This is a genomic window from Vibrio sp. 5S239, assembly GCF_041439575.1.
Lineage (GTDB): Bacteria > Pseudomonadota > Gammaproteobacteria > Enterobacterales > Vibrionaceae > Vibrio > Vibrio kanaloae.
The window spans coordinates 1-25280 of the sequence record NZ_JBGOOM010000007.1; the positions used below are offsets into that span (position 1 = coordinate 1).

The 25280-nt window shown below is 43.4% G+C and carries 20 protein-coding genes and 2 pseudogenes; 12 read left to right on the forward strand and 10 right to left on the reverse strand.

Going from position 1 to position 25280, the window contains the following annotated elements:
• Positions 1 to 377: 377 nt before the first annotated feature.
• On the forward strand, positions 378 to 803 hold the full coding sequence (locus ACED48_RS07570) for a hypothetical protein (RefSeq protein WP_017057580.1): 426 nt from the start codon (positions 378 to 380) through the stop codon (positions 801 to 803).
• A 22-nt stretch (positions 804 to 825) separates the two neighbouring features.
• Here ACED48_RS07570 and ACED48_RS07575 read toward each other — a convergent pair.
• Positions 826 to 939, reverse strand: a pseudogene (locus ACED48_RS07575) (IS110 family transposase); the annotation flags it as partial.
• 156 nt (positions 940 to 1095) lie between these two features.
• Here ACED48_RS07575 and ACED48_RS07580 point away from each other — a divergent pair.
• Entirely contained in the window at positions 1096 to 1305 is a 210-nt protein-coding gene (locus ACED48_RS07580; protein WP_017057579.1) for a DUF3955 domain-containing protein, read from the forward strand.
• Between the two features lie 44 nt (positions 1306 to 1349).
• Here ACED48_RS07580 and ACED48_RS07585 read toward each other — a convergent pair.
• Positions 1350 to 1475 (reverse strand): annotated as a pseudogene (locus ACED48_RS07585) (IS110 family transposase); the annotation flags it as partial.
• Between the two features lie 111 nt (positions 1476 to 1586).
• Here ACED48_RS07585 and ACED48_RS07590 point away from each other — a divergent pair.
• On the forward strand, positions 1587 to 2021 hold the full coding sequence (locus ACED48_RS07590) for a hypothetical protein (protein WP_017057578.1): 435 nt from the start codon (positions 1587 to 1589) through the stop codon (positions 2019 to 2021).
• Between the two features lie 685 nt (positions 2022 to 2706).
• Here the strand turns inward: ACED48_RS07590 and rplY are convergent.
• The 5 genes from rplY to ACED48_RS07615 all read right to left on the reverse strand — a co-directional run bounded on the left by rplY (position 2707) and on the right by ACED48_RS07615 (position 7708).
• Positions 2707 to 2985 (reverse strand): 50S ribosomal protein L25, encoded by a 279-nt coding sequence (gene rplY / locus ACED48_RS07595; protein ID WP_009847093.1) that lies wholly within the window; start codon positions 2983 to 2985, stop codon positions 2707 to 2709.
• Between the two features lie 326 nt (positions 2986 to 3311).
• Positions 3312 to 4661: an ATP-binding protein gene (locus tag ACED48_RS07600; RefSeq protein WP_017057577.1), complete on the reverse strand. Its 1350-nt coding sequence runs from the start codon at positions 4659 to 4661 to the stop codon at positions 3312 to 3314.
• A gap of 71 nt (positions 4662 to 4732) precedes the next feature.
• Positions 4733 to 5392, reverse strand: coding sequence for a response regulator transcription factor (locus ACED48_RS07605; RefSeq protein WP_017057576.1), 660 nt, complete (start codon positions 5390 to 5392; stop codon positions 4733 to 4735).
• Positions 5393 to 5459: 67 nt separating this feature from the next.
• Positions 5460 to 5861, reverse strand: coding sequence for a PepSY domain-containing protein (locus ACED48_RS07610; protein WP_017057575.1), 402 nt, complete (start codon positions 5859 to 5861; stop codon positions 5460 to 5462).
• A gap of 104 nt (positions 5862 to 5965) precedes the next feature.
• Complete coding sequence (locus tag ACED48_RS07615; RefSeq protein ID WP_017057574.1) at positions 5966 to 7708, reverse strand: DEAD/DEAH box helicase; 1743 nt, start codon at positions 7706 to 7708, stop codon at positions 5966 to 5968.
• Between the two features lie 97 nt (positions 7709 to 7805).
• Between ACED48_RS07615 and rsuA the strand changes: the two genes are divergently transcribed.
• From rsuA to ACED48_RS07630, 3 genes are all read left to right on the forward strand, one after another.
• On the forward strand, positions 7806 to 8501 hold the full coding sequence (gene rsuA / locus ACED48_RS07620; protein WP_017057573.1) for a 16S rRNA pseudouridine(516) synthase RsuA: 696 nt from the start codon (positions 7806 to 7808) through the stop codon (positions 8499 to 8501).
• Positions 8502 to 8670: 169 nt separating this feature from the next.
• Positions 8671 to 9888, forward strand: a complete 1218-nt coding sequence (locus tag ACED48_RS07625) for a Bcr/CflA family multidrug efflux MFS transporter (protein WP_017057572.1) — start codon at positions 8671 to 8673, stop codon at positions 9886 to 9888.
• Complete coding sequence (locus ACED48_RS07630; protein ID WP_017057571.1) at positions 9888 to 10547, forward strand: DUF2913 family protein; 660 nt, start codon at positions 9888 to 9890, stop codon at positions 10545 to 10547. Before ACED48_RS07625 ends, ACED48_RS07630 begins: the two co-directional genes overlap by 1 nt.
• A 120-nt stretch (positions 10548 to 10667) precedes the next feature.
• On the opposite strand, the gene ACED48_RS07635 is transcribed toward ACED48_RS07630, so the two are convergent.
• A complete protein-coding gene (locus ACED48_RS07635; RefSeq protein ID WP_017057570.1) occupies positions 10668 to 12128 on the reverse strand; it encodes a DUF2867 domain-containing protein in 1461 nt (486 codons plus the stop codon).
• Between the two features lie 96 nt (positions 12129 to 12224).
• On the opposite strand from ACED48_RS07635, the gene ACED48_RS07640 reads away from it, so the two are divergent.
• The 5 genes from ACED48_RS07640 (at position 12225) to nhaA (ending at position 19392) form a co-directional block, all read left to right on the forward strand.
• A complete protein-coding gene (locus tag ACED48_RS07640) occupies positions 12225 to 13598 on the forward strand; it encodes an MATE family efflux transporter (RefSeq protein ID WP_017057569.1) in 1374 nt (457 codons plus the stop codon).
• Between the two features lie 122 nt (positions 13599 to 13720).
• On the forward strand, positions 13721 to 14392 hold the full coding sequence (locus ACED48_RS07645; RefSeq protein ID WP_017057568.1) for an ABC transporter ATP-binding protein: 672 nt from the start codon (positions 13721 to 13723) through the stop codon (positions 14390 to 14392).
• Positions 14373 to 16826 carry an ABC transporter permease gene (locus tag ACED48_RS07650; RefSeq protein ID WP_017057567.1) on the forward strand — a complete coding sequence of 818 codons (2454 nt, stop codon included), beginning with the start codon at positions 14373 to 14375 and terminating at the stop codon, positions 16824 to 16826. Before ACED48_RS07645 ends, ACED48_RS07650 begins: the two co-directional genes overlap by 20 nt.
• Positions 16816 to 17964: a lipocalin-like domain-containing protein gene (locus tag ACED48_RS07655; protein WP_017057566.1), complete on the forward strand. Its 1149-nt coding sequence runs from the start codon at positions 16816 to 16818 to the stop codon at positions 17962 to 17964. The genes ACED48_RS07650 and ACED48_RS07655 overlap by 11 nt, the downstream gene beginning before the upstream one ends.
• Before the next feature lie 276 nt (positions 17965 to 18240).
• On the forward strand, positions 18241 to 19392 hold the full coding sequence (gene nhaA, locus ACED48_RS07660) for a Na+/H+ antiporter NhaA (RefSeq protein WP_017057565.1): 1152 nt from the start codon (positions 18241 to 18243) through the stop codon (positions 19390 to 19392).
• Positions 19393 to 19619: 227 nt separating this feature from the next.
• Here the strand turns inward: nhaA and ACED48_RS07665 are convergent, their stop codons facing one another.
• Both ACED48_RS07665 and ACED48_RS07670 read right to left on the reverse strand, forming a co-directional pair.
• Complete coding sequence (locus ACED48_RS07665) at positions 19620 to 20231, reverse strand: OmpA family protein (protein ID WP_017057564.1); 612 nt, start codon at positions 20229 to 20231, stop codon at positions 19620 to 19622.
• Positions 20231 to 21538, reverse strand: a complete 1308-nt coding sequence (locus tag ACED48_RS07670; protein WP_029627152.1) for a TolC family outer membrane protein — start codon at positions 21536 to 21538, stop codon at positions 20231 to 20233. Before ACED48_RS07670 ends, ACED48_RS07665 begins: the two co-directional genes overlap by 1 nt.
• A 308-nt stretch (positions 21539 to 21846) precedes the next feature.
• On the opposite strand from ACED48_RS07670, the gene ACED48_RS07675 reads away from it, so the two are divergent.
• A complete protein-coding gene (locus ACED48_RS07675; RefSeq protein WP_017057562.1) occupies positions 21847 to 24942 on the forward strand; it encodes a VCBS domain-containing protein in 3096 nt (1031 codons plus the stop codon).
• Positions 24943 to 25280: the final 338 nt, after the last annotated feature.

A 25280-nucleotide genomic window follows, 5' to 3' on the forward strand; every position in this document is an offset into this window, starting at 1 on the left:
GCAGCTAAAGTCTGGGTCTCACCTTACCCGATTGGAGTGCTTATTATCCATACAAAGCGTTTAAGAGGGATTTGGCACGCTCGGCATTTTCGGCTTACTTTGGGTTGAGTGTTTATGTCACAATGGTTTAGGCAGGGTGGTTGGCGTTGCTCACCACTTAACGCGGCGTTATGTTTCCGAGTCCCCCACGTTTAGTAGATACTTTACTAAGTTAGATCTAGGGTCTAATTGAGAGGTGATTTATGGCTAAACATCGTAATCCAGCGTACACCGAAGAGTTCTGCCCATCGTTAAAAAAAGAGATATGAGTCGAGCTTGAGTCTTTTTTATACATTTTCTTTCTGAGACTATTTCATACTGTTCGAGCGGAGGGCAATATGAAAGAGCTAAGATTAACAAACGCTATGATCACGTTCATTTTGGGAATGATTATCGCGGGTTTAGTTTCAAAAGGGAGTTTTTTGGGGACGGCGTTCAAATATCCTTCAGATTTTATGTTTATAGTGTTTGGTGGCCTACTAGCATTCCTGATTTCTGGAGTTTCAATTAGGTACTTGCAGAAAGGTTATTGGAAAGAGTCAGCGTTAATGTATCCAATTTACTATTATGGTTCTTTTGGGCTTTTTGCAGATGGTCATTTAGCAGGTTGGACGCATAGTAGCAGTGTTGGGGAAAAACTAATGATGTCTCAAATATACATTTTGCTATCACTCGTTTCGGTATTTATTCCACTTATTATCGCTGTAATCTCGGTTGCTCACATTGTTTTATTGAGATCAGAGGTGAAAAAAGTACGAACATAACAAGAGACAATGGCGTCAATAGCTAATTTTTGACGCTATCTTTATCCCACATTACACCGTCTCTTAGTATCGAATTTAAGATAACAACCATCTTTCTCATTTTAGACTGATTCCCAACGCTTGGCTTTTTTGGTTTTAGTTCCGTGCTTACGGTGTACAAATTAAGTGAAGTGAGAGTGTTGCTCGCACCTTTATGCGCATTATAACTTGTCTGCCTTATTACACTTATAGGGGGGAACCATGTACCTTTAAAGAATGTCCAACATTTAGATGTTCAAATATTGAGGTTCCGATGAATTTTCTCCGTAAGTATAAAATAAGCGTCCTTTTCTGTATCAGCGGTATTTTGTGTTTAATTGCTTATAACATCATCGGCTCATCCGTAGATGAAAATGGTTTTTTAGTTGAGCCATTTGGACTTATTCCTTTATTTTGGCTTTTTCAGCTACTGGCGTTGGTGGCTTTAGTTGTCACCTTCGTAAGACATAGAAAGGCGCAGTAAATGGCTAATGAAGCTACAAGCACACGAAGGTGCTTCGTTATAATAAGCTCTGGAACGTTACTGATGGACGGCGCTAATGCTATTTTTCCTATCCCAGGCATGATTTGTAGTATCTCATTTTTGGCTTGGTATTCAGGGTAGGTTTCGATGAGTCCTGATATCTTTTCTTCTCCATCGCTTGCATGGAAAGCAACTGGCTGAGTGTCGCTTTGCTATCATTTTGGCACGTATTTGCAGAGCACTTAACGCGGGGCGTTGATACACTAATAGGAGGCAGGTATATGAACTACAAATTGATTATTGTGCTGGTGTGTGTGGTTCTAATGTACAGTTGTAGTAGAAAGGAGCGCATCGAAAGTGGTTGTTTTCAACCGTTTTCAGTATTAGCGACTGAATACTTCGGTACCAATGAACCTCAGCGATGGGAAATAGTTGGACGTAACGCTGGTGATGAATTTTTGTTGAAGAATGGAATCCTAGGGTTTGTCGTTGAGCGAAATTTTGCTCAAAACATGATGCCACTCTCCGAAAAAGGCTTACTTAAATTTACAGGTCGTGTTTATAAGTTTTGGCCAAGCTGGGCCGAAAAATACCTTGGTGGCGGTAACAAAAACATCCAATTAGAAGTTCTTGTTAGTAATGGTAAGTACCTAGTTTTTGACGATAATCCGAGAAACAAGTTTGTTCCTTCAATAAAAAAGCGGTGTGACTTCTAATGCTAGGTGTATGACCAGTATTAGAGGTTCTATCTAGTCCTTTTAGTTTTAGCTTTTTGCTTCGTTCATATAGTCAACGTGAATCACCTTAACGTGGTGCCTTGATTTATGTTGATAAGTGACACTTTATGGAGGTCATATAGATATCAAAGAATCGGATTGGAAAAAATATTTTATGAAATAAAGAATGTAGCCGTTCTTCTATTTTGTACTCATAGCTAGATGAAGTCATCAAAGCGATTATTGATGAATCATAACCAGTTGGAGGAAGGTTTGATTTGATGTGTCAGCACTCCTAAGGATCTCGATCTCTAAGGAAAATTAAGCTTATCTTTGATGCATACTTTCTAAGTCGGGTAGTTAGGTTACTCCCTTCAGGGGCTGCAAAAAATGGACGGCAACCTGCCACAGTAAATATCGGCACCGACTTCAATTTTCCAGGTTTTAGGTGCTAGTCCACCCTTAATCCACCCAAGCAAAACTGGGATAAAGTGGGGAAGAGGAAAGTTGATTATTTTCAGTGTATTGCGCGAGATTTATGACGTTTTTGAGGGCTCAAAAACGGTGAAACCCCGATGTTGGTAGCATCGGGGTTTCGAATTTCTAGATTTTTCGATTGGTAAGATCGATTATCTTTTCTATGCAGAAGGCTTGGATTTATCCAATCTTATTCCTTGGTAGGGAATTAGATACGGATGAAGTCCATGTGCTCAACTTTAGGCTTGAACGCGTGACGTTGAACGTCTTGCGGTTTAACCTTAACTTCTGCGCCGTCAATCACTAGAGTGATTGTTTCGTAGAATTCAGGCTTATCCATTTGGTTGATCACGTCAGCGTGAACAAGTTCGATAGCTACAGCTGCTGCTTCGCCACCGTAGATTACAGCTGGGAATTTACCAGCGTGACGTAGGCGGCGGCTCGCACCTTTACCTAGTTCAGTACGTACTACTGCTTCAAATTTCATAGTTTTACTCTCAAATTAGTAAAAATTAACTTCACACCTCAATGCGACCTTGAGTATGTGGCAATGCTTAAGCATAAACGAGATCATGCTTAAGCGAGCGCGGATACTAACATCACATAATTAATTGAGCAAGTAAGATCCTTTTTGATTGCTAATTTAGAGGGCTAAAAAATTTGTTTGTCGATAAAGTGTTCGCTTATGTCGATGATGTTTGGTCTGTCTTTCAAATGTCGGGCTATTTGGAAAATAGAATTCACCCTCTTTGGTTAAAGGTAGAATTAGACAGTAATAGTTACCAACTTTACTCAATAACCGGTATCGAGGTTCTAACGAGTCTGAGAAACCTTTAGGATTAGAGAGGCTCTTAAGCCACCCATAGAGCTTTTACGGAGTGTTAGACTGCCTCGATAACTGTGAGCCATCTCATTCACAATATTAAGCCCAAGTCCTGTTCCTGGTGTAGTTTCGTCAAGACGAACACCTCGCTTCGTTACCTGTTCGAGTTTTTCTTCAGGGATACCTTGTCCGTCATCCTCTACAATTAATTCAACATTGCCGCCAGTAAGTTCCTTGGCGTGCACTCGAATAATACTACGTGCCCATTTATAGCTGTTCTCGAGCAGGTTTCCGAGCATCTCATCGAGGTCGGTTTTTTCAACTGCGACATCAAGTTCTAAATCCAGTTCGTTGACCATGGTTACGTCATTGTCGGCATAGACTTTGTCAAACGCCATCGCAATTGCCTCGACACGTTCACAAGGCGACGACTTAACGGAAAGGATGTTCATTGCGCCTGCCATACGTGCACGGCCAAGGTGGTAATCTATTTGGCTTTGAATTTGATGGATAGGTTCCTGTAAGAGTTTCTTTTCATCATCGGGAAGCCTTTCTATTTCATTTTTGAGAACTGATAGTGGTGTTTTTAAGGCGTGAGAAAGGTTGCCTGCGTGGTTACGAGCTCGCTCTAACAATTCTTGATAATGGAAGAGTAAGGCATTGAGATCGGACACTAATGGTGACACTTCTTTTGGGTAATTATCGCTTAAGCCTTGTTGTTCACCCTTTCTTAGTAATGCTAACTCTCGTTGCATCTTATTCAGAGGAAGTAGAGACCAACTGACTTGAATACCAATCAACAATAAAACACCAACGAATAATAGAATTAATATCAGCCACACTTGCCCTGTGAGCTGATTGAGTGTCGATTCTAATGAATTGTCATTCATGCCTATAGTTATAGTGACGGGGTCACTTAGCTCGGGAAGGTAGATATCTTGCTCAATATAGATCAGCTTCTCCTCTTTAGGCCCTTTGACTGACGTATTTATCGGTGACCGTTTTATAGTGAGGTCTTTGTCCCATAGCGAGCGAGAACGAATGATTTGATCTTGAGTTGATGCGCGCCAATAGATGCCGCTGTAAGGTTGGTTTAATCTGGGGTCTGAAAGGCGCTCAGCCATTATCAGTGCTCCATGATTATTGGTTTCGATATTGGCTGTTAGCTCATCCATGGTTAAGCCAAGCTGTTGTTTCATGTCATCGACGAGGTAGTCGTTAACCAGCTTTGGTATACCGATACCTGCTGCTAATATCATGGCACCAAGCCAAAAAGCCGCGGCAAGGAGCAAGCGGCTTTTTAGGCTGGTATTTTTAAGTGTCTTTCTTTTTAAATTCATTTATTACCAGCCAGTTTCTATTCGTCATAAGTACAATGATCTGAATAGGCTGTCCACTTATATTGAGAGTGTTACTCGGCATTTAATTGGTAACCAAGCCCACGAACCGTTTTGATGATCTTCGGCGCGATTTTTTTACGAATACGACCAATAAATACTTCGACAGTGTTGGAGTCACGGTCGAAGTCTTGTTTGTAAATATGTTCAATGAGCTCAGTACGAGATATGACTTTGTTCTGATTATGCATAAAGTAAGCAACAACTTTATATTCTAATGCTGTCAGGCTTACAGCTTGCCCTTGCCACAGCACTTTAGAGCTGCGAGTGTCTAAGCTTAAGTCACCAATCTGAAGGATAGGCGATGCACTACCAGATGCTCGACGTAGTTGAGTTCGAATCCGAGCGATTAGCTCAACCATTTCGAAAGGCTTAGTGATGTAATCGTCGGCCCCTGCGTTTAATCCTTCTACACGCTGAGTTAGGGTGTCACGAGCGCTCAAGATAATAACTGGTGTATTGATGTTTTCATCTCGAATGCCTTTTAATATTGTTAGCCCATCAAGCTTTGGTAAACCTAAATCAAGAACGATCGCGTCCCATGCTTCTGATGTTGCTCGGTAAAGTGCATCGATCCCATCTCGAGAAAGTTCTGGAACCCAGTCGGCTTCCTCGAGTGTTTCAATAATCTGTTGTCCCAAACGCGGCTCGTCTTCAACGACTAAAATTTTCATGACGGGTTCTTCTTCTTATTTTTAGGCTAAATCTTGCTGATATCGCTGGTTAACTTTTCAGCGCCTACTAGTGATGGTCGTTTTTGATAGCTTCTTTAAAGTTGCGACCTTTTATCATCAGCATCTCTAATGTTTCAGCATTGTATTCAACTTTGATAATGTTGTTTTGAAAATTGATTTTCAGCTCATAGACCCAGACGTCATCGTCTTCTTCTAGCTCTACTTTTATAATTCTGCCGTGCAGATCATTTTCGACCGCTGCGTACATTTCTGAGAAAGGACGAATATACCCTGCTCGTACAGCGTCATAGACTTCATCTTGATCTTCTTCAAATTCGATACGAGTTCCTGCTTTATGGACATCTTGTACAAGGTCATGGCCGTTATGAGCTGAATCAGCCCATACGCCAACAGAAACCAGTAAGCCTAAGCTTAAAGAAAACAAAGAAATCATAGTTTTATTAAACATAGCGAATCCTTGGGAAGGTTGATAGCCTGCAGTATAAAAAAGTTATTCTGAATAGAAAATGAACCAGATTCATTCTGAGATTTAGGCTCTTGGAAAGTGATACGCTAGCGATGTTGGAGTTCGTCTTCGAATATCTTGTCCCTCATTTTCCAAAAGCGCCCAACTTTGCGTGCAATCACGAATTGAGGAGGGCGGAATCTATGTTGGTGAGCGACCACTTTTGTAGGTGAGGACTCTTCAAATGGCCTGTGTCTGTCGGCAAGGTGGGGGCGAACAAACTGATCCTTAAAATTTTGCTTTTGCTTCTTGGTGGTTAATGACCAAAATTCATGTACTTGTGCCTGGTTTTCGCCGCGGTAGGTGACTTTAAGTTGTGATTTGCCTTTGTCGTCTTTAAGCACGTTGAGATCCATTTCCAGACACTCAAACACCAAGGCATCTTTTAGGTTGAGTGCTTCTTTAAGCTTTTTGTCTGGGTCAACCAGAGTTGCATCGCACTCATGACAAATTCGCGCGGCAATGTCGTTGTCCGCACCACACTCACCACAATATTTCGCTCGGAAGCGATAGTTACAGTGTTCGCGTTCGCCCGTGTCTTCATCGGTAAAGTAGCCTTGGCATTTACGACCAAAATGTTCGAGTAAGAAGCCATTACTGTCTAGTTTGCCCCAAAAATTGTTGTTGAAGCCACAAGCAGGGCAGGGAATAGTAATGATCTCACTGTCTGAATCGGGTTTAGGATCGCCGACTTCTGGTTGGTAAAGGTCATAGCTGTTGCCCGCGTAATCGAGCACCAAACACTCTTTCTTGCCTGGAGATAAACGTAAGCCACGGCCTACGATTTGTTGGTATAAGCTGATGGACTCTGTGGGGCGCAATATGGCTATTAAATCGACATGCGGTGCATCAAAACCTGTTGTCAAAACTGACACGTTGACCAAGAATTTGATTCTACGTTCTTTGAAGTCATTGATGATTTGGTCGCGTTCTAACGTAGGTGTGTCTCCAATGACAAGCGATGCTTCACCTTCTGGCAATAAGCCGAGGATCTCTTGCGCGTGTCGAACGGTCGCAGCGAATACCATGATGCCTAGTTTGTCTTGGGCTAGGTGAATGATTTGGTCGACAATCTGCGGGGTCGCTCGTTTCGATTGCTCGATCACCATGTCGAGTTCTGCTTCTTTGTAGCGACCAGTGCTCGCGGGCTTTAATTGCGAGAAGTCGTAACTCAATACTGGCGCATCTATCATGCGGGCAGGGGTTAAGAAGCCTTCATCAAGTAGGTAACGAATGGGCAGCTCAAAGATACAGTCTCGAAAGAAACGTGGCTCGTCTGAACGCACTTGACCGCGGGTGTGATATTGATAAATCCATCCCATACCAAGACGATAAGGGGTCGCTGTTAATCCAAGCACCTTAATTCCCGAATTATTTTCACGTAAGTGAGTGATTACTTTCTGGTAGCTACTATTCTTTTCGTCAGGCACACGGTGGCATTCATCGATAACTAAAAGTGAAAATTGATTGGAGAATGAATCGAGATTGCGAACCACGGATTGAACCGACGCGAATACCACTTGTTGGTCGGTCTCTTTGCGGCCTAAACCCGCAGAAAAAATTGAGCCTTTTAACCCATAACCTTCATATTTTTCATGATTTTGCTCTACCAGCTCTTTAACGTGAGCCAGCACCAGAACGCGGCCCTTCGCAAGCCTTGCTAATTCAGCAATTACAAGGCTTTTGCCTGCCCCGGTTGGCAGTACCAAAACCGCTGGAGTTTGGTGTTTTCTGAAGTAATGAATCACTGATTTTACGGAGTCAGCTTGGTACGGGCGGAGTGTATACATATCGCATCTTGTAAAATGAAAAACAAATAGTGTGAAATAGCTCAACTAATTGAGCAAAGGTGACTATAATACCTGACTTAGATTAGTTGAGGTATTCATGCGTTTAGATAAATTTCTGTGCGATGCATTAGGCGTCACGCGAAGAGAAGCAACACACTTATTAAAATCAAAAGCAGTGACAGTTAATGATGTCATTCAAAAAAGCGGCTCACTTAAGGTAACTGAAGAGTGCGTGGTAGAATGGCAAGGGAATGAACTGCATGTTCACGGTCCACGTTATATCATGCTGTATAAGCCAGAAGGCTTTGTCTGTTCGCATGAAGATGGCGCAAATCGTATTGCGTTTGAATTGCTTGATGAAATCAAAATGGACAAGCTGCACTTTGCAGGTCGTCTCGATGTTGATACCACTGGTCTTGTATTGATTACTGACGATGGTAAGTGGTCTCACCGCATCACGTCGCCAAAGCACAAGTGCGAAAAAACATACCGTGTGTGGTTGGTTGATCCTGTTGAAGCTGACTACGTTGAGAAGTTCAAAGAAGGTATTCAGCTTAAGAGTGAAGATAACCTAACACTTCCTGCACATCTTGATGTTCGTGCAGAGCGTGAAGTGCTTTTAACGATTCACGAAGGCAAATACCACCAAGTAAAACGTATGTTTGCGGCGCTTGGTAACAAGGTAGAAGCACTACACCGTGAGCGTATTGGCGAAATTGAGATGGACGAATCTTTAGAATTAGGTGAATACCGTTACCTAACGCAAGAAGAAGTCGACTCTATCTGGAAGTAGTCTTTTCTGTCGTAAGATGTAGCCGACTAAGGATAGCGTCGGCTGATGATGTTGACTGGTACTAGGACCGTTTCAGCCATTATTCCTATTTGTTATTGTTATGCCCATATTCGTGTATTGTTGTGCGAATGTTCCTGCTCACATAAACCTCGTACTTAGTCGGAGAGTTATGCAAACGTCTACCCAACAGACCCCAAATTCACAACCACAAACTCCTCAGTTAGGTTGGATGCTATTTTTGGTTCTGGGTGCGATTGGTGCACTGACACCACTCGCCATCGATATGTACCTGCCCGCAATGCCAACGATCGCCAAAGATCTCGGCGTAACAGCGGGTGAAGTACAAATCACACTCACAGCGTACACCGCAGGTTTTGCGTTAGGTCAGTTGTTACATGGTCCATTAGCCGACAGTTATGGTCGAAAGCCAGTTCTACTGATTGGTGTCTTCTTCTTTGCGATTGCGTCTGTTGTGAGTGCCACTACTCATGGCATTGAAGCGTTAACGTTAGTTCGTACTGCTCAAGGTTTTGCAGGGGCGGCGGCGGCGGTCATTATCCAAGCCGTTGTGCGTGATATGTTTGACCGTGAAGATTTCGCAAGAACGATGTCGTTCGTTACCTTGGTGATGACGGTTGCGCCACTTATCGCACCTATGATTGGTGGTTACTTGGCATTGTGGTTCGGCTGGCGTTCAATCTTTTGGGTCTTGGCTATTTTTGCGGTGATTGTGATTCTCGCGGTAATAATCAAAATCCCTGAGACACTGTCTGTTGATAATCGCCAGCCACTGCGCTTTAAAACGACGATTCGCAATTATGCTCGTTTATGTAAAAACCCGACCGCTATGGGCCTGATTTTCTCGGGTGCGTTCTCGTTCTCTGGGATGTTTGCATTCTTAACCGCGGGTTCTTTTGTCTACATTGATATTTATGGCGTACGCCCTGACCTGTTCGGTTATCTGTTTGGCCTGAACATTGTTGCGATGATTCTAATGACGACAATCAATGGTCGAATCGTTAAAAAGGTCGGTTCTCATACCATGCTAAGAACAGCGTTGGTCATTCAATTACTGGCTGGCGTGGGTTTAATGGCCGGTTGGGCATTGGATCTCGGGCTTTGGGGTATTGTGCCGTTTGTGATGCTGTTTATCGGTACTATTTCTACAATTGGCAGTAACTCCATGGGTCTATTGCTAAGTGGTTATCCAAACATGGCAGGCACGGCTTCATCGCTTGCGGGAACATTAAGATTTGGTACTGGCTCTGTCGTTGGAGCGATCGTTGCGATGCTACCAAGTGACAGTGCTGGGTCTATGGCTATGGTAATGGCTGCGTGTGCAGTAATGTCAGCATTACTATATTGGACATTAGGAAAGAAGGCATAATGTCAAAATACTATATTGAAATTCAGAAGTTAGTGAATGATGCGCTAGGTGAGTTATACGCTCTGCATAAGTCAGGTAAAGCGATTGACGCACCTATTGCAAACAACCTTTACCTTGTTCGTTGGGTAACCAAAGCGATTAAGGCTCAATCTTACGATCGCGTGATTGTGCCGGACTTAGTTCGCTGGCAAAAGCAGGGGCGCTCAAAGGGTAACAACTCTGATTTAACCTTTACCTTCAAACGTATCTCTGCTTTCTACGGTCAGTTTTTCCCTGAAGGCGAGGAGCCGAAAGCGCTAAAAGACTGCGATGTTGAAGCGTTTATGGACAAGATGTACGAGATGGGTTGGAGCGTATCAAGCGAAGACGAGCTAACCACTGGTGGAAAAATCCAATTCTTTACCGATGGTGAGCACTCATTTGCCTTGTGTGGCAAACAGTGTGACGACTCTTTCGACGGCGAGTTGATGGTTAAGCCAATGAACTGGTTTGTTCGCGGAAACCACGCTGAGTTTATTCAAGCGGCGATGGAAGCGGGTTTTATGCTTCACAAAGTGACGGACTACAAGTCTGCGGTGAAGTACCACGGTGAATATATCGTTTATCCTGCAAACCAAGGCAATCAATTGGCTGAGATTCCAATTAGCTTTATTGGCTAGTAGCGGATTCGGGATACGAAGAGCGGAATTATCCGCTCTTTTTTTTGCCTCTCATAGCGCGTGTCGCAAATTTGCTGTTTAGTCTTTTCGCATCCCGTCCCCCGAATCTCGCACCTGCTTTTAATCTCTTCGCATCCCGTCATCCGAATCTCGCATCTGCTCTTGTGCCTGCTTCTCAATCGCCTTCACCATGCCTTTAAAAATAAACAGGTGAGCTGGCATCATCGCAAACCAATACAGTAATCCTAGAAAGCCCTTTGGATGCCACCAAGCCGAGATGTTCAGCTCGCGAGAATCACCGTGGTCAGAAACGGTAATCTCGAGTCGCCCTAAACCTGGGCCCTTCATTCCGAAAAGCAGAGATAAGAACTGATTCTCTTCGCAACGGATCACTTTCCACGAATCGATTTTGTCACCCACTTTTAAGTTTGGGCTTTCAGGCATTTGTCGAACGGGTATACCGCCACCGAACAGAACATCTAACCATTCGCGTGTGCGCCATAGAGCATTAGCAAAGAAGTAACCCTGCTTAGGGCTGCCTATTTGCTGTGCGACATACCATAGTGATTCTAATGATGCAGTTGAATTGATACTTGCGCCTGTTTTTTTAGGGTAGTACCCGTATCCAGCCTGCCATCGTTTGAAGGCGGCTTTATCAAAGCCCCAGACATTACTTTTAACGAAATTTCCTTCAGCGTGAATGGCTTGTTCAACCATGCTTTCGAAGGAGATAAGTTTCTGAGGGTACATTTCTCTTATGGGCGTCGAACTAGCAATAAAGTCATGCTTTAAACCTGCAAGAAGTGCTCTGCCTATATTTGAAGGGACAGAAGTTACCACGCCTAACCAATAGGAGGCGATTTTAGGTGTTAGCAGGGATGTAGCCCAAAGCCTCAGTGGTCGATCGGCCGTTTTGGCAATATGTGCAAACTGGTTGCGGTAAGAGACAATGTCTGGACCGCCCACCTCAAAGATTTGATTATCACTTGGTGTGTATTGTGCGAGTTTGAGTAGGTAATGATTAAGGTTCTTTAAGGCGATAGGGTTGGCTTTCGAGTCGACCCATTTTGGCGCAATCATGATTGGTAGGTTGTAAACGAAGTCTCGCATGATCTCGAATGCAGCAGAGCCGGGGCCAATAATCACACCTGCTTGGAGTTCAGTCACCGGAACAGACCCTTTTCGGAGCAGTTCTCCAGTTTTCTTTCTGGCTTGAAGGTGTTCTGAATCACCGGTTTGAGGCTGAAGAGAGCTGAGATAGATAACGTGTTGATTCTTCGGCCCAAGCGCTGCAATAAAGTTACGCGCCAAGCTGAGTTCGTAATCAATGAAGTCGTGGCCTTCCGCCATCCCGTGGACAAGGAAGAAGATAAGATCAAAGTCTGGGACTAAGGCTTGTGTCGCAGCTTGATCGGCCAGATCAAGATACTCAAGTGATAAGTTTTCGTGAGGCTCGGTCCGTGCCTTTAAATAGTCGATATGTCTTGCTGCTGCAGTGACTTGGTAGCCTTGTTCAAGAAGGAGAGGGAGGAGTTGTGAACCAACATATCCAGAAGCGCCTAAAACCAGTACTTTCTTCATTGTTACTCCATTTATCTCTGTGGTTAAAAACCGAACATTGATATAATAGCGCGATATTTATCTTTATTCATCAATACGTTCCGTTTAGGTATCTCTATGTTGCTCTCTTCCATTCTTCATCACACTCGCGGTGATTTTGTTCGTAGGCTTATTGCGATTGCTTTGCCTATCACTTTGCAGAGCATTATGTTTTCAAGCCGAGGGTTAGTGGATGTGTTGATGTTGGGTCAGCTTGGAGAAGCAGACATTGCCGCAGTCGGTGTCGCAAGCCGTGCTATGTTCGTGACCACCATTATGTTGGTGGGTGTGACCACGGGTGGCGCATTGTTGACAGCACAATATTGGGGAGCGGGCGACAAACAAGGTGTGAGAGAAAGCACGGCACTAACGTGGTTGGTCTCGACGTTGTTTGCGTTACTGACTATTGTTTTCTTTGTCTCTTTCCCTGCGCAAATCATGGGCGTGACCACAGACTCTCAAGAAGTCATTAATTTGGGTATGGAATACATCGTTATCACCTCATTTAGCATGTTGGCGGTATCGTGTGTTAGCAGCATGGCTGTTGGCTTGAGAGCGATGCATAAGCCGGGGCTCAGTACTTTCTTTAGTGGTATTGGTATCCTTTCTAATGTGTTCTTAAACTGGGTGCTGATCTTCGGTAATTTGGGCTTTCCTGCTCTTGGAATTAAAGGCGCTGCGATTGCGACGGTAATGAGTGGGGTTATTGAGGTGGCGACCTTGTTTGGTTACCTTTATTTATCTAAGCATTTATTAGCCTTTAAATTCTGCGATATAAAAGCGGCAGCGACCGTTGAGAAAGTGGTTCGTTTCTTGAAATTATCGTTACCGACGACGTTTAATTTCTTAGCTTGGGCTGGTGGTCTTTTTGTTTATCACGCAATCATGGGACAATCGGGCGTTCAAGGCTTGGCTGCACTGTCAGTCATGACGCCGGTTGAGTCTATCTCATTGAGCCTATTGATTGGCATGTCGAATGCGGCTGCGGTTTTGGTCGGCAATCAACTTGGCGCTAAGCACAATGAAGCGGTTTACTATCAAGCTTTGGGCTTAACGATTTTGTGTTTCTTGACCAGTATTGCTGTTGCGATTTTTCTCTACTTTATGCAAACACCAATACTGAATTCGTTTAGCGCTTTGACTGAGGAAACCAGAGCTCTTTCGGAAAAATTTATTCTGATTCTAAGCGTAGGGATTGTGCTTCGCTCAATTCCGATGACGGTCATTGTAGGGGTACTGAGAGCTGGAGGGGATGTTAAGTTTTGTCTCTATCAAGACTTGATTGCTCAGTGGGTTATCGGTATTCCATTGGCAGCGATCGCTGCAATTTATCTGAAGTTCACGCCTGAGTGGGTGTATTTGCTGTTCTTAACTGAAGAGGTGATTAAATGGGGCGGTTCGCTCTATCGGATAAAAACAAGGAAATGGATTAAAAATTTAATAGAAAATTGAAGTAGAGCGCATCTATCACATCACTTTATTATTGGCGTGTGATCTATCTTTCAAAATACTTCCTCCTAACAGGGAATTAGTGTAGATTCTTCTTCCAAATTCTAACTAATGTGAGCGGTTTAATGTTAAAGCTGTCAGACCTATGTAAAGGCTATGTCGATGGGGGGGAGTTTCACCCTGTTTTGCAAGGTGCAGAGTTAACGTTAAACCAAGGTGATCAGCTAGCTTTAATGGGAGAAAGCGGTTCTGGTAAAAGTACTTTACTGAATCTTATTGCGGGTTTAGACCTTGCCGATTCTGGTGAAATCGCTTTCCCTAACTTCAATATGCATGATTCGACTGAGCGCAATCGTACTGCATATCGCAGAAATAATATCGGTCACATCTTTCAGCAATTTAATTTACTTCCAACGCTTAACATAGCCGATAACATCCGCTTTTGCCGACAACTAAAGGGCTTACCTGAAGATAAAGGTTTGTGGCGACAAATCCTATCCGCTCTCGATTTAATGCCTTTACTTGGACGTTACCCAGAAGAGGCGTCTGGTGGTCAACAACAGCGTGCAGCGATTGCACGAGCTTTGTATATGGAACCAAAGATTCTATTGGCTGATGAGCCAACGGGTAGTTTGGATGAGCGCAATGCAGAAGCGGTAATGCGTTTACTGACTTCGTTGACTCGTCAATTAGAATGTACACTGTTGCTTGTCACTCACAGTGAAAAAGTGGCGCTACACATGGATGGTCGAATCCGTCTACAAGGAGGGCAATTACATGTTATGGCCCGTAGTTAAAGCGCTACTTGGTCACTATCGACGTTACCCTCTTCAGATTATCTTGGTATGGCTTGGTTTAACCCTTGGCGTCTCACTACTGGTTGGTGTTACAGCCATCAACCAACATGCCAAACAAAGCTATACACATGGCGAACAACTGTTTTCAAATCCTCTTCCTTACCGTATTCGACCAAAACACAACGCCAATAAAATTCCACAAGGTTTTTATATTCAGCTTCGCCGTGATGGATTTCAGCAGTGCTCTCCTTTTGACTATCATCGTATCACCGATGAAAACGGGGCAAACTTTATGCTGACTGGTTTAGACCCTGTGTCTATGCTCCAACTTCAGCCTGGTACTGCCTTAAAAGACCTCACGACTTTAAACTTAATGAAGCCACCATACCCAATTCTTGTTAGCCATGATCTTGCTGAGTATATGGAGTGGATAAATGGGGACTATATCCACCTTATAGATGGCTCTGAGTTAGGGCCAATCGTCGTTGACCAAAATAACCAGATCAACGGCACTCGTCTCATTGCGGATATTTCTTTGCTTAGAATGCTCAAACGCAGTTCAGGGCTTTCGGTGATTGCGTGCTCAGACATGCCAACGGAGAAGTTTGAACGACTCAAAAATATATTACCGAATGGATTAACTATTTCTCGTAGTTCGAAGGCGGAACTTGAGTCTCTGACCAGTGCTTTTCACATGAACCTGACCGCGATGGGTATGCTGTCTTTTGTGGTAGGTTTATTTATCTTCTACCAAGCGATGTCGCTCTCTTTTATTCAGCGTCAACCGTTAGTCGGTATTCTAAGACAAACCGGTGTTTCAGGGTGGCAGTTAACAAAAGCACTTTGTTTAGAGTTGTTGCTTTTGGTTCTACTGAGCTGGATATGCGGCAATATATTTGGCGTAATGCTAGCTAACCAACTGTTGCCCGCTGTTTCTTCAAGTTTGGGCGACCTTTATGATGCTAATGTTGGTTTAACGTTAAGCTGGAGTTGGCGTTGGAGTGGCTATAGCTTATTAATGGCATTGCTTGGTGCATTTTTAGCTTGCGCTTGGCCGTTGGTTCGTTTGCTTAAGTCTCAACCTATTCGTTTGACCTCGCGGCTTTCATTGATGCGTTTTGCTGGTACTGAGTTTACTTGGCAGGCTTTGATTGGCTGTGGTTTCTGTGTCGCAGCTGTTGCTGTATATCAAGCTCCCCAGACCCAAGAATCCGGCTTTGCTATTATCGCTCTGATGCTGGTTAGTGTCGCTCTGTTTACACCTTTCTTGATGTGGAAGCTATTCAATGGTCTCTCTTATTCTTTACGTTGGGTTCGTGCTCGTTGGTTCTTCGCTGACGCAGCCTCAAGCATGAGCTATCGTGGTGTTGCGACCATGGCTTTTATGTTGGCATTAACGGCAAATATTGGTGTTGAGACCATGGTTGGTAGCTTTAGGGATACCACTGACAAATGGTTAACACAGCGTTTGGCGGCGGACTTATATATCTACCCAACCAACAATGCTGCTGCTCGTATGAGTAGTTGGTTGTCAGAACAACCTGAAGTAGACTCTGTGTGGTGGCGTTGGGAGAAAGATCTCGCTTCACCTGTCGGTAGTATTCAAATGGTGAGTACAGGTTCCTCTGAGGGGGAACTGGAAGCTCTGACGATTAAGTTAGGTATTCCAAATTATTGGTATCATTTACACCACTCTAGAGGCGTGTTGATCAGCGAGTCGATGTCTTTAAAGTTGGGTATTCGTCCTGGGGATTACATTGACCTTTATGACAGCCTAGGCTCCGGTTGGCAGGTTGTTGGTGTGTATTACGATTATGGCAACCCTTACCATCAGGTGATGATGTCACATCGAAACTGGTTGTATGGATTTGCAGGCAGAGGCAATGTAGGGCTTGGCGTTATATTAGAAGATGATGTGAATTCTGTAGGGTTACGTAGCCGACTAGAGAGTATATTTCGATTAGGGTCTGAACGTATTTTCGACAATAACAATATCCACAGCCAAGCCATGCGTGTGTTTGATAGAACGTTCGCGATTGCCGACACATTAGGTAACATCACTTTAGTTATTGCGGTTTTCGGGATTTTCTTTGCTACTGTCGCAGGGGAGGTGTCGCGTCAAAGACACATTTCTTTACAACGGTGTTTAGGTGTATCTGCAAAAGAACTGATTTTAACTGGTAGCTTACAGTTGTTTGTATTTGGACTCATTTCCTCTTTGATAGCCGTTCCGCTTGGTTTGGCTTTAGCGAGTTTGATTGTTGATATTGTTATTAAGCAATCTTTTGGTTGGTCACTCGAGTTGCAAGTGATTCCATGGGATTATTTGGTGACATTTGCGTGGGCAATGGCTGCATTAATGCTTGCTGGAGCTTTACCTGTTATGAGAATGATTCGGAACACGCCGATGAAATCACTTAGGGATGCGCTTTAATATGTCTCAACGGAATCGTACTACTAAACTAAGACACCGAGTTGTCTCTTCTCTTTTATTAGTCAGTTTTTTTGGTGCTCTTATCGGTATTTGGGCCTATTATTCATATTTCGCTGATGCTGGTGAAAAGGGAGTCAATGAAGTCAATTCGGTGCTGGTCAGTGAGCATTTCAATGTATTTGAACCAGTGCTGCCAGATAGAGACGTTTCTTTACCGCGAGATTTCTCATTTCATCCAGACTTCCAACACGAATGGTGGCACTACTTTGCGTCGTTAATAGGGGAAGATGGTAAAAAATACTCGGTTCAATGGAGTTTCTTTCGTATCGCAACAGATGAACGCGAGGCTTCGGGATGGCAAAGTCCACAGATCTATATTTCAAATGTAGTGATCTCTTCTGAATCTAAAGTCTGGAAGGAGCAGCGTTTGGCGCGTGGTGGTATTGGTCAAGCTGGAATGACCAATCGCCCGTTTAGAATTTGGATTGATAACTGGAACTGGCGTTCGCTGGGGAACACACCATTTCCTAGTCGTCTTCAAGTCAAAACGGATACATTTAGTCTTGAATTGGATACCGTGGCAAAAGGGCCATATGTGTTCAATGATGAGCATGGGTATCAGAAAAAACACGACTTACTGCCTGTCGCGTCATACAACTTCAGTGCGCCCTTTTTATCATTGAATGGTGTGTTGAACCTAGATGGTATTACCAAGGAAGTTAAAGGTACTGCATGGGTACATAAAGAGTGGGGTAGTGGCTTGCTGGGCGTCGGGCAACAAGGCTGGGACTGGTTTGTTTTCAACCTCGATGATGGTACAGCTCTGAGTATTAGCCGCTATCGCCATAACCAACAGTTACCTTATGTGTTTGGAACATTAGCCACTCGTTCAGGCAAAGTCTACCAATTAACGGATTCTGATATTTCTATTAAGCCTTTGCAGAACACGACGTTATTGAATGGCAGAAGAATGCCATTACAGTGGATAATCAACGTGCCACAGTACGATATCAACCTTACGACACGTATCCAACGCAGAGATATGTGGTTGCCTTTTGTTATACCTTATTGGGAAGGACCAATTATGGCGAGTGGCAGCCATGAAGCGAAAGGCTTTATGCAATTAACCGGTTACTAGAAAAACACCTAAGGCTATCATTTGATAGCCTTTTTTTATGTGAATCATTTCCGTCCGGATTAAAAAAATTGTGAATACAGCTTCGTTTATCTCATCTATACTTATTTAATGGAGCATATTAACATTATGGAATTTACGACGTATTGTTTAGTATTTGTAGGAAAAACCGAAGCTAAACATCCGAAGAAGTGATTATCTATCGTTAAAGCTTGGATATAAACTCATAGCTATTCTTTGTTATTCGTTTATTTAAATAATAAATATAAGGGCGAAATCATGACCGACGTCATTCGTGACTTCTTTAAAATGGAATCTGCTGGCGGCATCATACTAGTCATCGCTGCGGCGATCGCAATGTTTGTAGCAAATTCACCACTGAACGAAATGTATCAAGGTGTACTTCACAGTTACGTTCTTGGTATGTCTGTGTCTCACTGGATTAACGATGGCTTAATGGCTGTGTTCTTTCTTCTCATCGGTTTGGAAGTAAAGCGCGAACTTTTAGAAGGCGCATTAAAGTCTAAAGAAACAGCAATCTTCCCAGCTATCGCAGCCGTGGGCGGTATGCTAGCTCCTGCACTTATCTACGTGTTATTCAATTCTGGTAACCCAGAAGCCTTACAAGGTTGGGCTATCCCTGCAGCAACTGATATCGCATTCGCATTGGGTATAATGGCTCTACTAGGCAACCGTGTGCCAGTAAGTTTGAAGGTATTCTTACTTGCGTTGGCAATTATTGATGACCTTGGTGTTGTTGTCATTATTGCACTGTTTTATTCAAGCGATCTATCCACACTTGCATTAACTATTGGCTTTATTGCGACTGGCGTGCTGTTCATGTTAAACAACAAACATGTAACTAAGCTGAGTGTGTACCTAATTGTTGGGGCAATTCTTTGGTTCGCAGTACTGAAGTCTGGGGTTCACGCAACATTGGCAGGTGTAGTCATTGGTTTTGCTATCCCGCTGAAAGGTAACAAAGGGGAGCATTCTCCGCTGAAACATTTAGAGCATGCATTGCACCCATATGTAGCTTTTGCGATCTTGCCAATTTTTGCATTTGCAAATGCAGGTATTTCTTTGGAAGGCATCTCAATCTCAAGCTTAACAAGTATGTTGCCTTTAGGCATCGCTATGGGTTTATTGATTGGTAAGCCTCTTGGCATCTTTGCATTTAGCTGGGGTGCGGTGAAACTTGGTATCGCTAAGCTTCCTGAAGGTGTGAACTTTATGAACATTTTCGCAGTATCTGTGTTGTGCGGTATTGGTTTTACAATGTCAATCTTTATCTCTTCACTGGCGTTTGGCCCCACGAACGCGGAGTTTGATACGTTTGCTCGACTCGGTATCCTGATGGGGTCAACGACAGCTGCGATTTTGGGTTATATCTTACTGCGTCTGTCTCTACCGAAAACAAACCAACAGTAAGTGGGAATTTAATCGGTTCACCAAGTAACCAGAACCGAGTCACATGGGTATCACAATGATTCATGTGACAACAAATAAAAAAGCCGTGGAGGGTAACCCTATCACGGCTTTTTATCTTATTCTCTAGCAATTATTTTTCTAGCAACTAGTTGTGTCAGGCATTTTCTTGCTTCGTGCTGTTGCTTCTAAAGCCAAATCCATAAACCTTTAGAGACTAGAGTGTTACGCTACTTTTCAAGCGTGGTAAATATTGTCCACTCCTCGACGATTTGTTCACTTAGCCCTACTACCGTCGCCGTTACTTTTCGATTTAGTGCGTGAGACTTAGGGTCATCGCCATCTTTTTCTAAACGCTCTTCACCGTAGCCTATAACTCTCACTCGACTCGGGTCGACGCCATTTGATAACAATTCATCTTCAACTTGGTGAGCGCGTTTTTTCGATAACTCTAAGTTGTATTCACTAGCTCCCACCTTGCTTGCGTAACCTTGAATCTCAATAGACGCGCTTTGATAGGTTTCTAAGAACTCAGCCATGGTCGTGATTTGATCAGAGAAGATCGGGTTAACTTCAAACGAATCATTGGCAAACAGAATTCTCAACTGTCTGACGTCTTGCGAACGAACTGTCTCTCCGCAACCTTCATTGTCAACGAGTGACGTTTCAGGTGTACCGGGGCAAGTGTCTCGAGCATTAACCACGCCATCGTTATCATCGTCTTGCAGGTCGGAAATCTGTTCTGCTTCCGGCGTTTCGATGTAGGTCTCTTCATTTTGGTTAGAACATGCACATAACGTTATCGTTAAAGCAGAAAGTAATAAGTAAGGTGTCTTCATCATTAATACTCCACGGCCGTTGTCCACTCGTCTGGTATATCGACCAGTAGAGCGTTCAATAGAGAACCGGTAGCGTTCATTACACGATATTTAGCGTACTGTTCAGAGTAATGGGCATCCAAGTAATCTTTACGGGCTTCAAATAATTCATTCTCAGTGTTGAGCAAGTCAAGCAGAGTACGTTTACCTATTCGGTACTGTTTTTCATAAGCGATAACGGTTTCCGAAGCTGAATCTACGTGATCAGATAAGAAGTTCTTTTGTTGTAACGTAAGATCCAAAGCACTCCAAGATAGGCGAAGGCCCTCCTCTACTTGGCGGTAAGCACGATCTCTCAGATCTTTGGCTTTGTTCAGTTGGTAAGCTGCCGATTCAGAGTTCGCACTGTCAGTACCACCGTTATAGAGGTTGTATCGCATTCTTAACATTGCCAGAGTTTCTTGGCTCGAACCTTCATCCCCTCCAGCGTCATCACGCCATGATTGAGAAGCTTCAATAGAGAAAGTTGGGTAATTTACTCCCTTCGACTGCTTGTATTGGAAATATGCTGAATCAACATCTGCAGAAGCGACTTTGATGACGGGATGCTTATCCAAAGCATCAACAATGGCGTCTGTTAGTGACAAAGGAATCATAGAGATATCAGCTCTCGGGTAAACTAAGCCTAGCGGTTCTTGACCCACAATTCGTCTAAATTGGGTATGGGTATCAATCAAATTATTTTGCGCGGCCAATAAATTACCGTGAGCTTTTGCGATCCTAGCTTCTACTTGGGAAACGTCTGCCGTTGAGCCTATACCAGAATTAGCTCGTTTTTTGATGTCTTTATAGATTTTTTTGTGTATCGCAAGGTTACTTTCCGATAGGGCTAATACCTCCGTAGCTTTTACTGCATCTAGATAGATTTGGGTAACCTCAAGTGCTTTGTCTTCGGCGTCCGCGAGCAATTGCAAGCGAACCGATTCGGCTTCAGCGGCGGTGCGGTCAATGTCGTATAGAGTCGCGGAACCATCCCATAATAATTGAGTTAGGGATATCGTCGCTTCCTTTCTGGTTAGATCCGTATCAGGTCCGTTATTTGGTGCTGGGTTTATACCTTCGTAACCGAAACCTGCATCTAGGTCGATACTAGGCTTATAAGCGCCACCAGAGGCGTCATTTTGTTTTTTTACGCTCACATACTCATTGAATATACTTTTTATCTCTGGATTCGTTGCCAAGGTGATCGCAACAGATTGTTCTAGAGTTTGAGCTGCAAGCGGTGTTGCAGTAATTAAGCAACACATGATGGATAGTTTAAACAATTTCAAAGTAGCTCTCCTTCTACTTTTATATGTTTTGACCATTCTCTCAGCAGTATTTTCTGCTTCATTGAGAGACAGACTGTATAAACGAAGCTTAGGACATATGTCAAAAAATGCGAAGTTTGTTTGTTTTTTTTCATTGGTAAGTCGCTATTGCTATTGACTAATTTTAAAACCGCTATAACAACACTTATTTAGTGAGTTGATTATCAATAATGTCGGTACTAAATTTATTGTATGCGACAGCCATAATGCAGAACTGTGAGTAAGTCGGCGTTGAGGGTGTTCTGGGTAGAGGAAGTGGGAACTTAGATATGGGAAATATCAACCTAAATATACTAGGTCTTGCTAGCGGGAGTGTAGTGCTCGACGCTCAAGGCCAAGTTAGACGTTTGTCTCCGGGCGAACAACCAGCCGCTAGCGACGTAATTATCAGTTTTGATACTAGTGAAGAGAGTGTACCAAGTGTTTCTGCACGTTTTGTAGATAACCAGGGCCAACAAAATGTGCTAGATACTGATGACGCGATCGCTCAAGTACAACGTGCTATCGAAGAAGGGTTTGATCCAACTGAATTAGGAGAAGAATTTGATACTGGAGCCGGTGAGCAAGGTTCGAGTTTAACCAACAGCGGAAGAATAGAACGAACTGGTGCAGAGACTCTCGCTCAAACTAACTTTGAAACGGAAGGTTTTGAGTCGCAAGGGTTATCAGAGACCCAAAGTATTGCGTTGTTTGACATTATTGCGTTGGTGCTTGTCTCTGGAGAAACTAATGTATTTGAATTTGAGCTAGATGAACCAATTGAAACTGGGGGAGTTCTGACTACCGACCAACCAGATGTTGTTTTTCTGGCCAAAGAAGAAGAAGGGGAAAATGGACTAGGTTTATTTGTTATAAACGAAGATGGCACTTGGACCTTTGTTGCCAATAGCCCATTCAACGAACTCTCTGAAGGTGAGGAAATTCAAGATACCATTACTGTTCAAACCTCCGATGGGGGAGAACAAGTGATTAACGTAACTATTATTGGTACAGATGACCTTGCTGTTGCTACTAATGGCTCGGGAAGCGTAACAGAAGATGTTAACGTTGATGAACTGACAAATCAGCTCGAGACATCGGGTCAAATCACAATATCTGATGTCGATAATGAAACTCCGACCTTCTTGCTTGATGGCGATTTTGAACCTGAGGGGTCGACGAATCAATCACCGTTGGGAGCGTTGACTATTTCTCCGGATGGAGAATGGACTTATGTCGTCAACAATGATGCTGTGCAGTACCTGGATGACGATGAGTTCGTTACCGAGGTTTACACTGTTACTGCGATTGACGGTACAACAAGCGAAGTCACGATTACCATCAATGGTGCGGATGATCCGTCGGAAATCACCGTTGGTGAAGGCGATTCGGATATGGGAGAAGTAACAGAGGATGTAGATGTTGATCTAGAAAGCAATAACTTGATGACCTCTGGGACACTTACCATTACAGATGTTGATGCCAATGATGTCGCGGCTTTTGAGCCCAACGGAACGTTTAATCCGGAAAGTTCGACCAATGAGACCGCGTTGGGTATGTTGACCATAACCGATGATGGAGCATGGACTTACGTCGTGGACAACGATGATGTGCAATACCTTGACGACGATGAGTTCGTTACCGAGGTTTACACTGTTACTGCAATTGACGGTACAACAAGCGAAGTCACGATTACCATCAATGGTGCGGATGATCCATCTGAAATTACCGTTGGTGAAGGTGACTCTGATACTGGAGAAGTGACCGAAGACTTGAATGTCGACTTAGAGACAAACGAACTCATGACGTCGGGTACTCTCACGATTTCCGATGTTGATACTAATGATATGCCGGCCTTTAAGCCTAATGGTGTGTTTACACCGGTGGGTTCTACCAATGCATTAGCACTGGGTATGTTAACTATCACACCTGAGGGGGCGTGGAGTTACGTGGTTGATAATGATGCCGTTCAATACCTAGGTGACGACGATACAGTTATTGAGAATTATGTGGTCACCGCAATTGATGGTGTTGAACATGTTATCGAAATAACGATCAATGGTGTTAACGATGCTCCTGAAGCAACGAGCTTTGTGGTGGTCAATGATGACGACGCCGTTATTCCTATTCTGTTCGACTCTGAAGATGGTGGCATGCCAGATTACATCTCAGACATAGAAGATGATTACAATGAGATCCCTTTAAATGTTCGTATTAATACTCTACCAACCAGTGGCACGCTTCTTTATACGGATGAAAATGGAGTCACGAGAGAGATAGTGCAGTCTGATGTGGATAACGGCGTGCTGTTTGTTCCAAATAATATTAGTTTTGTCGCTGGGGCTGGAGAGTTGTTTGAAATGGGCTTCAGTGGCGATCCTGAGGACATGCCTGACCTTGTCGATGGCTTCCATAATTGGGGAGTGGCGGTATCTCCAACAGAAAGACTGATCACCTTAGCCAACGGCAATACCATTACATTAACTATCGAAGATAATAATGACAAGCCACTTAAGCAGTATCAAGGTGAGCAGCCTCATGTTGGTTATGGGATTGGTGATACTGATGGTAGAGGTATGAACATGCAGGAGACCTTGATCATCGACTTTACCAACAACCCGCTTGATGTCGTTCACTTTGGATTAGATGGTATGGGAGGAGAGTTTAATACCAACAGCAGCGTACATATTGAAGTTATTTACACGTTTGCTGACGGGACAACGGCTAGCGAGCAATATCAAAAAGACGAAGGCGATACAGGAAACCAGCAGATTCTTTACGAGTTCAGCTACTCGTCACCAAGTAATCCTATTGTGGGTATGGAGCTTTCATCTTCGGGTGGTAACTGGGAGCTGCGTTATGTTCAAGGTAACGAGACTGTAACCGATGACCCTCAGTTTGACTATGTCGCTGTAGATTCAAGTGGCGCTGAAAGCACGGTCGAAACGGTGACCGTTGATACTGAAGAACCACAACTATATAACGTGATTAGTGCTGCGAGTAACGAACCGCTGTTTGCTGTTGCTGGCAATGATTTATTGATTGGTGATAGTGAGGACAACATCTTTACTTGGTTAGACTCTGCGATCGATAACGGTATCGACATCATTAAAGGCTTTGATCTTTATACTAGTGGCGTAGGTGATTTAATTGACCTGAATGATCTCATTGAAGATCCACAAGATGAAACTCAAATGGCTGAGTTACTTAGTATGATTGAGGTGACGGTTGATGGTGAAGATATTGCTCTGTCTATTCCAATTAATGGTGGGGGTGATGCTCAAACCATAATCATAGAAGGAATTACAACGGACATGGGGGCTTCAGTTGACCTTGGTAATGATCTCGCGATATTGGGAGAACTTATCAAAAACGATGCAGCTTAAGTAACCGTTAATTTAAATAACAATCAGTTAAGTCAATATCGCAACAACGTTAAGTAAGAGAAGAAAGCCTTCAATTTGGAGGCTTTCTTTTTCATCGAGCCATAATCTTTTGTGCTAAAAATCAAAAAAAAGCCCAAACCAACGTGGTTTGGGCGGATACAAGTCTAGGAGTTAATAAGGAAAATGCAGTAATTAAGAAAGCAGTGAGAAGCACAAGTTTGACGGCCTGTTAAACTTCTAAATACTCTGTTTTCTACCTAATTTATGACCTTCCATTTCCATTTCAGTTCCAAGAAAATTCATTATTTTTTCTTTTTTTGTAAACACACATCGATTCA